Genomic DNA, 12068 nt, shown 5'->3' on the forward strand with positions numbered 1-12068 from the left:
AGAGATATGCCCACTTGGAGGTGGGCTATCTCTCAAGCGTGGGAGAGATACGGAACGTAGTTCCGTTAGTTGAGATAAGGAGGTTGAAATCGCGAAATAGCGGAACGTGGTTCCGTTTTGGTTTCGCAAGACTTGATTTCTGGTGAACCGAATAGGAAAGGACGGTAGCAATTGCGTGCTGGTCTGGCTATGCTGGATTGCTTTGGCAGTCCCTTATTTGGGCAGCCTTAGGGGAAATAACTGGATTTTCTACATCTATTTCCGAGTAAAACTAGCCTTTTTGGCGTTTAGCTGTATTTTCTACATCTAATTTCACTCAAAGTGTTCCGTTTGAGGAAAATGGCTTAATTTAACTGGAGAAAATCCAGTTATTATGAAAAATGCGGTGATTTCGCTTGAATTAGCTGTAGAAAATCCAGTTATTCGCATGGGCAGGCGGCCTGGGGTTGGCGCCGATGAGTGTGCTACGTGGGCATCATGAACAACAATAGTTACTTCTACTACTCCTGTTACTTCTACTACTCCTGCTACTTCTACTACTCCTGCTACTTCTGCTAATCCTGCTACTCCTGTTATTCTTGCTACTATTGCTACTTCTAATACTCCTGTTACTCCTGCTACTCCTGCCACATCCCCAGTAACAATAACGCCTAACCCCAAAACAAACATATACGAACAAAGGGAGCAACTACGCCTAGTCAGCGCAACTGCTCCCTCTTTAGCTTCTATCTTATAGATCCTTCGCGTATCTCGCATAGCACTTCCAGCTCTGATAACCCAGCTTCCCGTAGAAGTCTACGTAAGGTGTCGTATCGATAACCACGTGACGAACGTTACGCTGTAGCAGGTAATGAATTGCTGCTTGCACAATCGAGATCCCGTACTTGTATCCTCGGAAGCTCTCATCGATGCCTAGAGGGCCAATTCCGCCCAATTCCCCCTCGAAGAGCGGCGACCAGTAGATGTTCTGAGCTAACAACGGTGACTGCGCATCGTTCATCCTGCAAAACCCAATAATCGAGCCTTCTTTCTCCAGTATCACGAATTCCCTGCCTGTACCCCCGCGTTCCCAATAGTCGCGATGCTGATAATCCCAGGCGCCAGGAAAGCAGCGGCTCATGAACGCGGTTAAAGCTTCTCGGTCCCCCTGATTGGCAACTCGGAATGTCGCCTCATGGACAGGGGGCAACGATACGTTGGCATCGTCTTCGTATGCGTTCAGCAGATCGAAAGATTTCTCCAAGAAGGCGTAGTTACGCTTCTCAAACCAAGCTTTCGTTTCCTCGAGCCCATCCGGAATCCCCGGAAATAGACGGCCGTGCAGATCATTACCTAGCATGATCCGCTGCGCTCCGGCATTCTGCAGGGCTTCTTCGGCTTTGCGCAGCAAGTAACTGCCGATTCCCTTGTTTCTATGTTGTGGATCCACCATCAGTGCCTGGACCCACCCCATGTCCCGTCGAATGCCATAACGCATAGTAACATCACTAGCCATCTTGCCGATGACGAATCCAATAACGCGCCCGGACGATTGCTCTAGCGCCACCAAGGATCCTTCCCTTAGCCAAAGACGATCGCCAACAATGTTCTGCTCCAGCAGTCGAAGCCTCATCGGAAATGTGTCCGACAACTCCTTATTCCAAACTGCCACCATATCGCTCAGATGCGACGCTTCCATCCGTTCTAAAATCCAGTTCATGCTGCTCCTCCTCTAGGTACCCCTGTTCTCACATACATAACTAATGGCAATTGGCATAGCCTTACTGAGAAATATAGGACATCGTGACGCTCTCGCATATAAGCAAATCTTTCACTTGTTGGTAGATCTATCTCAAAAAGCCCCTCCCCCGCCAAAAAGCGAGTTCAGGGCATAACATCTTATTGCTTATCTGCATAAATGTGAGGATTCTGGCGTTGACACTCCTCGATAACCCACAACTGTCTACGCACTTGCTGAGGTGTAATCTCCAACTCTTTCCCCTCGGTAAGGGTGTCATACAACATCAGGTACAGCCTCTCTGTCATATGCTCAAAAGAGGACTTTCCTCCTGGAATCGCAACCTCCCAGCTTTCCGTTTGCCAAGGCAACTTCTCGCTGCAATAGGCAGGCTTTCCATCCGCTGTAAATAACGGCTCTCGAATCAGCTTCTGCTCAGGCGCTTCCTCCGGTTTGAAATATTTCCACTCCAGCTTATCCCCTGTTCCACGAAGTCCGCCGTTCGTTCCTTGAATGTTGAACAGTTCATGTGGAAAAGCGGAACTGGATGAAATTTCCAAATCAATTGTAGGTCTACCTTTTCCACGCAACAGGAGTTTCACATAATCCTCCGCATCACCAAAGGTATTCGTTCTATCCATAATACACATGACTTCCGGCTGTGCGTCTGCTCCGAACAGTTGCAGAGCCTGATCCAGCGGATGCGGCCCCGTGTTCATCAAACTGCCGCCATTATTGCCCTGCAGCGTTTGCCAATCCCAACGACGAGCAAACCCGTTATGGGTGAAATCGATCTGTACGATGCGTCCTAGCACACCAGATTCGATCACTTTACGCACCTGAACGAAGGCTGGTTGATAACGGGATTGCTGGAATACGGCCAAAATAGCACCGTTCCGCTCAGAAGCCTCGATAAGCTGATCGACTTCCTCCGTTGTTTTAGCCAACGGTTTTTCACATAAGACATGTAAGCCGCGGTTAAGCAAATCCAGCGTAATTGGAAAATGCTGATGGCTCGGAGAAGCATTCACGATCAAATCTAGCTCCTCTTGAGCTACCATATCTTCCCAAGAGGCGTAGGCTTTGCAACCATATTCTTGCTTCGCCAACTCTTGCCGCTCAGGAATAGAATCTGCAACCGCTGTAATCTTGTAATGCTCTGGCAATTGAACAAGTAAATTCCCGTGAATATCGCGCCCGCTGCGCCCCTGTCCAATAATACCAACCTTCACAATTTTCTTGGTCATCGCAATTACCTCTTTCTTTCGTAGGTTTAGGTGGCCTTGCCAAACGTTTTCTTATATTCCGTAGGCGTAATGCCTGTTCGTTTCTTGAAAGTTCGGATGAAGTGGCTGAGATGATGAAATCCGACCTGGAAGCCAATTTGTGTAATCGTATGCATATTGCGCTGAATCAATTCCATAGCCCTTTCAATGCGTACTTCATTCACATAATCGACGAAGTTCTGACCTGTTTCTTTTTTAAAAACCGTACTAAAGTAAGCTGGCGCCATATTCGCTAAGAAAGCTCCTTGCTCCAACGGAATATCTTGACTGTAATTATCGTGTATATATCGTTTTACTTCCTCGATGGGATGTTGGCTCGTTGATGTTGATTGTACACGTTGCTTTCGCCTAGCACTGCGGTACTCGCGATCCATAATGATGAGCAGCTTAATGAGGCTCGTACATATGGCATATTCATACCCCGCTTCACGATGCTCGAATTCATCCTGAATATCTTGCAGCAGCTGCTCAACGAGCAGTTGCTTCGACTTGGCGATATGCAGCCATGGCTGCGGTAAAGAGGATAGCTCGGGCAATTCGTCAGCATTTTGAAGTAAAGGATGCAGGGTATCCGAGAAAGGTTTCAACTGCTCCCTCACCAAATAGGGGAGAAAATCAATCAGCACCACTTCGAATTCATGATCCTGGATTGCGCTCAAACTGTGTTCCACGCCTGGGGTGATGATGAACATATCCCCTCTGCTAACATTCAGCGACTTACCGCGAAGTTGGTGGTTGCATACGCCCTTGAGCACGTAAGCAATCTGCGTATATTCGTGGATATGCAAGGGCTGCTTCAGCGCAAGGCTGGAGTAGCGGAATATTTTAAAAGGAAACTCCTTTTTCAATGTAGATTTCGTTTGAAAATAGGGCATTCCCTTCTCCATGCTCATACGATTACCACCTGTCCGAAGCCATATTTCCTTCAAGCATATGCCAATTGGCAGAATAGAACAACCCGCTTCTATTTAAATCCCACTACTTCTATCGTACACGAGCTTGCCGGCTTTGTACGTCTGCCGCAAGGGGATGTGACCGTCATCTCGCACAGGGTCAAGGAGCACGAAATCAGCCGGAGCTCCTGCCGACAAGCCCTCTGAGACAGGTAATCCCATCAATCGAGCCGGTCGTGTCGATGCCATGTCCCACGCTGATGAGAACTCAACAAGACCGCGTCGATTCAGATGTGCGATGCCCCACAGCAACATCTGGGCCGAGCCTGCCAGCAGCCGGGGGTCAGCAGCTAAGTGAAGCTTGCCTTCTGTGGTAAGTACAACTTCTCCACCAATATGCGTCTTGTAGACGCCTGGTGCAAGACCGCTGATGGCCACGGCGTCGCTAACTAGCAGCGCTTGCTCCCCCTTCACCTTCAGCACAACCTTCAACACTTGGTCCGGCAAATGAAACCCATCCGCGATCACACAGCTCCATAATGCCTCCTGTGCCAATTGCTCCCACAGATAGTTCGGATGGCGCGGCAGCATCAGGTGAGCCCCGTTCCCTAGATGCGTCGACATCCGAGCGCCTGCCGCGACGGCTTCCACAATCTGTGCTGCGTCCGCAGCGGTGTGTCCGATGGACACGACCACCCCACTATCGACGCAGCGCTTGATGAAATCGGCACTGTCCGGCCATTCCGGCGACAACGTCACAATCTTGATGCGGCCGCCAGCCGCTTCCTGCCAGCGGCAGAAGAGGTCCCAATCCGGCGGCCTTACGGCATCCAGGCGATGAGCGCCGCGCGCTCCATCATCCGGCGAAATGAACGGGCCTTCGAGATGAATGCCCGCAATGCCTTGTTCTGTCGCCGGATCCGCTGCGCAGGCGCTCGCAATACTGCCGAGCGCGCTTGCGATCGCTTCGGGCGAGTTCGTAATGACGGTGGGGTAACTGGAAGTCACCCCTTCCCGCCATAGCTTGCGGATGATTTGACTAACCGTTTCCGCTTGCAGCGGAAGTTGGTTGAAGTCTAATCCCGCATAGCCATTGATTTGCAGATCGACTAAGCCGGGGGCGATGATCGGCAGTTCTTCGGAGTGGGCAGCATCCAACTGCACCACCTCACCGATACGTCCATCGCTGACGGTAATCGCAACAGGTGCTCCCGTTGCATAATGGCGTGCGCGAATGGCACTCATTTTAGCGGCCATAGGAATCGCGATCCAGATACATCGTGCAGTCCGAATGCCTCCGGAGAATCGTCGATGGGCACTCGGTCGAGATTGCTCCGTTCAATGTACGCTTGACGGCCTCATGCTTCGTTACACCAGGAACAGAGCAGAATAGATGACTCCCCGACATGAGCGCAGGAATCGTCAGCGTTAACGCATGGGTCGGCACGTTAGCCAAACTGTTGAAACACCCGTCATTCACCTGCTGCTGCCGACATATTTCATCCAACTCCACACGTTTAATCAACACCGGATCTGTGAAATCAGCAACGGGCGGGTCATTGAAAGCAATGTGACCATTCTCGCCAATGCCGAGGCAGACGATATCAATCGGCGCTTCTTCGAGGAGTGCGCTATACCGTCTGCACTCGTCCTCTGCCTGATTCATGCTATTAATTAGATGCACAATGCCAGGCTTCACTTGATCGAACAGTCGCTCATTCAGAAAGCGCCCAAACCGCTGTGGTGCATCCTCACTAAGCCCGATATACTCATCCATGTGAAACACAGTGATCCGCGACCAATCGATGTCTTCATCTTGAGCCAGCGTTTCGAGCATTTCATTTTGCGAGGGAGCTGCTGCGAAAATCATACGGATAGCTGCTTTCTCAGCAAGCAACGACTTGATTTGATTGGCTGCATCTTGCCCTGCTGCTTGCCCCAATGCTATTCGATGCGGATACACGTTAACTTTCAACGCATCAATTCGTGCCTGCCAAACAGGTTGTACTTGCACTTGCGACTCGCTCATAGAATCGTTCCTCCAATTATCATCATAGAGTCAGTTGCCGCCCTTCAGCAGCGCTCTTATAAATTTGTTCCACGAGCTGCACCGCGCGCAGCCCAGCTTCCCCCGTAACCAGCGGTTCATCGCCGGCTTCGATGGAAGCCATAACGTCGAGCAGTTGGCTCTGATGAAAATCCGACACAATGCTGCGGGGATCCCTAACGCCGCCATAGGCACCTGCCTGGGCCCAAGTTGGTTCGCTTCGCCCTGGCACCGTCCAATGGACAATCGTCGAGCCTTCCAGCTTGATCGCACCTTTTTCCCCGTACAAGTTAATCGTTGCTGCAAAGCCTGGAGCGATGCTAGTCGAAGCCATGATTGTACCGAACGCCCCATTTGTAAATTGCAAAATAGCCAAACCCAAATCCTCAGCTTCCATCATATGCGTCTGCGTGGCCACTTTACCAAAGACGGTGTGAACGTCACCCGCGAACCATAACAGCAGATCCAAGCAATGAATCCCTTGGTTCATCAAGGCACCGCCATCCTCAGCAACCGTGCCTCGCCATTCTGCACTATCATAATAAGACTGGGATCGATGAAACGGGAGTGACACCTCGACCAGCAAAAGCTTACCGAGTGCTCCTTCATCCAACACCCGTTTAATCGCTTGATTCTGAGCTTCAAATCGTCGCTGTGAGATGACAGAGAGTGTAACATTGTTCGCTTTGGCCGCTTGCACAAGCCGCTCCCCATCGTTCACATTCATACTGATTGGCTTCTCAATAATCAAATGCTTGCCCGCCTTCACGACCTCCAAACCAATGGCCGCGTGGCTGCCGCTTGAAGTCGTAACACAGACGATATCCACATCCGATCTGGTCAAGAGCTCACGATAGTCCGTCGTCCACGAGCAGCCTTCTCGCTCAGCAACCGCTTGCGCCTTCGCCTCCACTCGACTCGATACAATGACTAGACTCGCCTCTTCGATTTGACGGATAGCCTCGATATGAAAATCAGCGACTGACCCGCAGCCGATAATTCCGAACCTCCAGTTAGCCAAACCTATACCTCCTCAAGCAGAGCTCGAAGCGCATCCAGAGTCATTCGTGTACCCGTTAGCTGACTGCCACCTTCTGGAACAAAATGCGTTTCAATCGTATACAAACCCGCATACCCATCCGCTTCAAGCGCTTTAATTTGAGCGGTTATTGCCGCATTCCCTGATCCAAGAGGGACACATTTCGGTGTTCCATCTTGCTGAATGTAGGCATCTTTCAGATGGACATGGGCCAAAGCATTTTTCATATACGCATACCCGCTCGGGAAAGCCTCTCTTGCGCCATACGCTTCATTGCCGGGGTCCCAAAGCCCCCGTACAGCTGGAGAATCGATGGCAGTTACAAGTGCCGCCACTTCTTCTGCAAAGCCCCCGTTACAGGAAGGTTCATTCTCTAGAAGCAGTACCATACCTGCCTTGGCTGCGATGTCCCCTGCCCTTTTTAAATGATGAACAATCTCATCACGATGCTGCTGCGGATCCAACTCTCGCCAAAACGAGAAAATTCGGATGCGCGTTGTCCCCAGCCCTTTTGCCAATTCGATAACCCTATCCAGCTTCTCAAAATGTTCCTCTACACCTTGTTCCTTCTGCCCAAACGTGTCCCCGGATTCAACTAATCGCTTCGGATCAAGCGCACATTTGAACAAAGGAGATGCAATGGCTGAGACATATAGTCCACGCTCCTCAACCATTTTGCGGATATCTACGATGAGATCGTCAGCTAACGCTGAGACATTGACACCATTCACGACTCTTACTTCAACATGTTTCAAACCTTGCTCAGCAATCCAATTCAACGCTTTCTCGAAATCCGGAGATACTTCATCCGTCAGTACGCCCAATCGATCCCAAATCAATGAATATCCTCCACCTTCGCTTGTCATTTTCCTAACTATACCAAGATTGTCTGGTGGAAAGTTGACGTTTCTATTGAAGTAAGTTTACATTTTTTTCGCTTTCACGCACTTGCATGCACATTTACTTCTAGTTGAAAGTCTCAGCCAGTAAATAAAAGGAATTTGAGTGCATATGTGGAATAGATCTATACACAGAATATGAGACTTTGTAACTAGTTCAAGTAGTTCCTTCATTCACGAAATAGGGAGGTCATAGTATGAAATCAACGGGAATTGTAAGAAAAGTAGACGAGTTGGGACGGATTGTTTTGCCTATTGAATTGCGTCGGACACTTCATATTGAAATTGGCGACGCCATCGAGGTCTATGTGGACCCTGAGCGAATTACGCTCAAGAAGTATATGCCTGCTTGTGTGTTCTGTGGTAACTTCGAGGATATGACCTATTTCAAAGGGAAGCTCGTTTGCAGCAACTGTATTGATGAGATAGCTTGATCGGAAAAGCTAGTTTTGACAAAGCCCTTCCAGGGGTCACCCTGAGTGGGCTTTTTTGTAGAGAAGGAGCACAAACACTCGAAAGCCAATCGGCCGACAGCCACCCCTCCGCCGCTCGAAACGAAGTTAAATGGATTTTATGCAGCTATTTTTGCTGATTTGCTCCATTCCCATCTAATAGATGGATTTCATACAGTTAATTTCCTTCATAATCACATAAACCACCAATCCTGTTCATAATAGCTGTATATTTTCCATTTATTCTGTAAAAACCACGAAATATGACTAATCTAACTGTATTTTTTCCATCTATTTAAATCTAGCTACCCAACTGACCCTCCTACTTCTACCTTCCCATCCTTGCGCCATCCGCCTCCTCCCATCACCCGCCATAACCAAAAATACCCCCAAATGAGAACCACTTCTCATTCGGGGGCATTCTCTAACTTACTTCACCTCAACCTGCACCTGCTCAGGTCGATACACCGCCAACAGCTCGCCCGCAGAATTCGCAGCGAACATCACCGTACGTTCGGCTTCCAGCTCGAACGCATAGCTCCGGCCCGTTGCCGGATCGATCACTTCAATCGGCGTATCCACGCTGAACTCCGAGACGAAGATGAACAGGGATCCGCTATCGAAGCTGAGCTTCCGCCCATACACGCCTGGCAGCTGCCCGCCTTTTACCCACGTCAGTTCCCGCTCAACACCAGCTGCATTCAACGCATACGTGTACAGCTTCTCTAGCACATCACTGCGCTCACCTAGTTCCACTGGGAGTGGACACCATATGAGCTGGCCTTTACCCAGCTCATAGCTGCGAACGACACCATGTTGCGAGTTCCAGCCACCGTCATCGGAGAGCGCGGTTTCCTTGTTCAACTGAGCGATCCGTGCACCACCGAAGGACACAGGAACCATCTCGCCGTCCAACACCATTGCCTCTTCGCGCACAATGTTGCCCAGCACCGTTTCACCTACGATATCCGTCAACCGAGCGACAGGCGCCCAGTACTCATTCAAGCCAAGCGGCCCTGTAAAGAGCAGCGTGCCACCATTCTCACGTATATGCGTCGTCAACTTCTCGAGCCCGGCATCGCTGAAGTTATGTGCACTCGGTACGATAATCAGCTTCGGCTGATCCGATGCTAAGGCTTCGAGGTGATATTCGCCCAACCCGCGAAACGGTACATTCATCCCATAAGCAAGCGTGCGTGTCAGCTTCGCCGTTGCGTCACCAGCTAGTTTGCGTGTGGAGAAATCATTTGAATACGGGAAAACAGCCACGACATCCTCTAATTGACGGCCCACGAAGAGATCGCGAATCTCGCCCATGAATGCCCCGAAATCGTACGAAACATCCGCCTCCGGCTTCTCTGTACCATCTGCCCGCAGCGCACCGATATGCGATTCATTAATGTTGTTCATATAGAAGTTAATATTCCAAATCCACTGCACAGCGCCAGCTCCACCCGTTGAGAAAGCATAGGCATATTTGCGCTCCAAAATATTACGCAACTCAACCTCCGACCGCTTCGCTCGCCCATCCGCCGTCTCCACATACATAATGCCCGTTTCTTGAATCAAACTCGGTTTCGTCGGTGCCTTGGAGAATATTCCGTCCCACACCAGCTGATCCATCAACCACCAGGTATGCACCGTCGTATAATCCACGGCTTCTGCGTAAAAGAATGGCGATGGCCGCTGAGCGCCCAATCCCTCATCCTGTCCCACAGTCGCCAGCTGTGCAGGGTTAATACTGCGAATCGTCGCGATGAGCTCCTTCGCCCACCGATTGTGCATGTCCATGGTGAATAGCGTGTAATCCAGCCATGGGGATCCCTTCTTCTCCAACGTTTCCGTCGTGCTCATGTTCACTTCAGAAGGATCGAGCAAACGCACGCTAGCAAAGCTTGGCAGCTCCGCCGGAGACATATTCCACCGCTCTTGCAGCTTGCGAATATCCCCGTGACGCTCCTCCAGCCAAGCCACATATGCCTCGTGCTCGAAAGCATCATGTGCCGACTGCGGCCCAGCAAAAGGTTTGCTCGGATTGAACATCGACGGCTCATTGATCAAATCCCAATGCACATTCGTCGTTTCCTTATGTCTGGACACCACCGAAGAAATAAACCGCTTCTGCGCCTCCACGCTGCGAGGATCCAAATACGGATTGACGCCCTCCCACAACTCTGGTGTAAAAGAGAAGAAATTGAACGTGACTTCGATTTCGTGTCTTTTGCAAGTCAAAATAAAAGCATCGATACTGCGCAGCACTTCCTCATACGGATGTCCGTCTACGAACATAATTTGACGCCACGCCGACCACACGCCCGTACGCAGCAGGTTGATACCCGCTTTGACCATTTGCGCAATATCCCGATCCCACACCGCAACATTCGGCAAGAACAAAAACTTCCTCGCCACATCACTCGTCATATACGTCATCCCCACAATCGGGAGCGGACGCCCGTCCTTCCAGAAGTAGTCGCGATCACAGGACATCGGCGTTCCTTCGCGAAGCAAATCAGCATCATAACCCCAGAAACCTTGGTTAAACGTGCGCGTCTCCCCCGTATTCGCAACCGCTTTACACACCGCGGTATAGTAACCCGCTACGATATCAACAGGGATGTTTACCTTTTTAAAAGAGAGCTCACGTGACGCATTCATCTCGAATTCGGTCGTCCAGACTGGTGATGTTGCTCCGTCTTTGGATACTTGGACATGGAATGTCCAAGTCGCATTCTCCGATACAGCCCCCGTGCGATTCGCAAGCGACTGCAATTGAACCGTTAAGGCGGCACGATCGCCCGGGTCATAACAAGCATAGTTCGGTTTGAACCAAATTTCCGTAACGCCACGTTTTGTATAGGCTGCTAACTCCCCGACTAGTGCGGCTCCTCCGTTATGCCAGAACCCTTCATCCGTGACTACATTGGCGAAAATCCACCGGCCACCCGCGAACGCTCCCTTCGTATTCTCAAGAAGCACGATCGGCGCTGCCACTTCGCGTCCCTCTTTGGAAATCCCCTTCAGAAGTGGCGTGAAATGTGCATCCATCGGCCCACTCGAACCAACTTGACCAGGGTGATCATCAGTTCTAGTTACATGCAATGCGAATCCTACCGTTGGTTGAATCGCGATTAGATCTTCCTTACCTGCCAGCAAAGGCAACTCGGCATTCGCAGCATACCTAGCGATGGGAGCGTCGTCAACGGAAAGGATTTCATGAATTTGAAGCTGTTGATGGTACGCCGTCTGCTCGATTTCCAGCTCCCATCCCTCCGCGCCTTGGTAAGCCGGTACCCGGAAAGGAGCGCTGCCAACGTGTACGAATCCTTTGCCCTGTTGCGCATGAGTTAGGATAGCTTGCCATGCTGACTTCGGAAAATATCGTCCATGAAGATGGATGAAATTATCTGCCCCATGCTCCAGTGCCGCCGCTAGTCCGTCTGCACCAACTACCTCTCCTATTTCTCCAAGTTCTGCAACTGCCTTCTCACCCGGCCGAATGCCTTCATATGGAAATGTGGGATCGTAAAATATGATCGTTGTACACATGCTCTCATCCTCCAAATAGGTAAGCGGACTCAATCACCCGCTACTTCATTTTGTTATTTTTGTTAGGCTAACAACTCGTAAATATGAACATAATTTACTCACTTTCTGAGTTGCGGTCAATCTTTATTTTACATATAACCAATATCTTAAAGCTGATTGACATTAGCACTTTAATCATGAACAATAGTT

10 protein-coding genes are annotated in these 12068 nt (G+C 50.1%); 1 reads left to right on the forward strand and 9 read right to left on the reverse strand.

Going from position 1 to position 12068, the window contains the following annotated elements:
- Nucleotides 1-312: 312 nt before the first annotated feature.
- From AC58PV_RS25300 to AC58PV_RS25335, 8 genes are all read right to left on the reverse strand, one after another.
- On the reverse strand, nt 313-756 hold the full coding sequence (locus AC58PV_RS25300) for a hypothetical protein (RefSeq protein WP_497435494.1): 444 nt from the start codon (nt 754-756) through the stop codon (nt 313-315).
- Nucleotides 731-1699 (reverse strand): GNAT family N-acetyltransferase, encoded by a 969-nt coding sequence (locus tag AC58PV_RS25305; protein WP_497435360.1) that lies wholly within the window; start codon nt 1697-1699, stop codon nt 731-733. The genes AC58PV_RS25300 and AC58PV_RS25305 overlap by 26 nt, the downstream gene beginning before the upstream one ends.
- A 179-nt stretch (nt 1700-1878) precedes the next feature.
- Nucleotides 1879-2964, reverse strand: coding sequence for a Gfo/Idh/MocA family protein (locus AC58PV_RS25310; RefSeq protein ID WP_497435361.1), 1086 nt, complete (start codon nt 2962-2964; stop codon nt 1879-1881).
- 26 nt (nt 2965-2990) lie between these two features.
- On the reverse strand, nt 2991-3896 hold the full coding sequence (locus tag AC58PV_RS25315; protein ID WP_497435362.1) for a helix-turn-helix domain-containing protein: 906 nt from the start codon (nt 3894-3896) through the stop codon (nt 2991-2993).
- Between the two features lie 75 nt (nt 3897-3971).
- Nucleotides 3972-5153: an N-acetylglucosamine-6-phosphate deacetylase gene (locus AC58PV_RS25320; protein ID WP_497435364.1), complete on the reverse strand. Its 1182-nt coding sequence runs from the start codon at nt 5151-5153 to the stop codon at nt 3972-3974.
- Entirely contained in the window at nt 5143-5925 is a 783-nt protein-coding gene (locus tag AC58PV_RS25325) for a glucosamine-6-phosphate deaminase (RefSeq protein ID WP_497435365.1), read from the reverse strand. Before AC58PV_RS25325 ends, AC58PV_RS25320 begins: the two co-directional genes overlap by 11 nt.
- A 22-nt stretch (nt 5926-5947) precedes the next feature.
- Complete coding sequence (locus AC58PV_RS25330) at nt 5948-6964, reverse strand: Gfo/Idh/MocA family protein (RefSeq protein ID WP_497435366.1); 1017 nt, start codon at nt 6962-6964, stop codon at nt 5948-5950.
- A gap of 2 nt (nt 6965-6966) precedes the next feature.
- Complete coding sequence (locus AC58PV_RS25335; RefSeq protein WP_497435367.1) at nt 6967-7821, reverse strand: sugar phosphate isomerase/epimerase family protein; 855 nt, start codon at nt 7819-7821, stop codon at nt 6967-6969.
- A 257-nt stretch (nt 7822-8078) separates the two neighbouring features.
- On the opposite strand from AC58PV_RS25335, the gene AC58PV_RS25340 reads away from it, so the two are divergent.
- Nucleotides 8079-8315, forward strand: coding sequence for an AbrB/MazE/SpoVT family DNA-binding domain-containing protein (locus AC58PV_RS25340; protein ID WP_497435369.1), 237 nt, complete (start codon nt 8079-8081; stop codon nt 8313-8315).
- A gap of 447 nt (nt 8316-8762) precedes the next feature.
- Here the strand turns inward: AC58PV_RS25340 and AC58PV_RS25345 are convergent, their stop codons facing one another.
- Nucleotides 8763-11879 carry a beta-galactosidase gene (locus AC58PV_RS25345; protein ID WP_497435370.1) on the reverse strand — a complete coding sequence of 1039 codons (3117 nt, stop codon included), beginning with the start codon at nt 11877-11879 and terminating at the stop codon, nt 8763-8765.
- Between the last annotated feature and the right edge of the window lie 189 nt (nt 11880-12068).

This window comes from Paenibacillus sp. J22FR83 (genome assembly GCF_059691955.1).

Excerpts from the sequence above, each read along its gene's own strand:
- AC58PV_RS25300 (WP_497435494.1), bottom strand. The coding sequence starts at position 756 with ATGCGAGATACGCGAAGGATCTATAAGATAGAAGCTAAAGAGGGAGCA.
- AC58PV_RS25305 (WP_497435360.1), bottom strand. The coding sequence starts at position 1,699 with ATGAACTGGATTTTAGAACGGATGGAAGCGTCGCATCTGAGCGATATG.
- AC58PV_RS25310 (WP_497435361.1), bottom strand. The coding sequence starts at position 2,964 with ATGACCAAGAAAATTGTGAAGGTTGGTATTATTGGACAGGGGCGCAGC.
- AC58PV_RS25315 (WP_497435362.1), bottom strand. The coding sequence starts at position 3,896 with ATGAGCATGGAGAAGGGAATGCCCTATTTTCAAACGAAATCTACATTG.
- AC58PV_RS25320 (WP_497435364.1), bottom strand. The coding sequence starts at position 5,153 with ATGGCCGCTAAAATGAGTGCCATTCGCGCACGCCATTATGCAACGGGA.
- AC58PV_RS25325 (WP_497435365.1), bottom strand. The coding sequence starts at position 5,925 with ATGAGCGAGTCGCAAGTGCAAGTACAACCTGTTTGGCAGGCACGAATT.
- AC58PV_RS25340 (WP_497435369.1), top strand. The coding sequence starts at position 8,079 with ATGAAATCAACGGGAATTGTAAGAAAAGTAGACGAGTTGGGACGGATT.
- AC58PV_RS25345 (WP_497435370.1), bottom strand. The coding sequence starts at position 11,879 with ATGTGTACAACGATCATATTTTACGATCCCACATTTCCATATGAAGGC.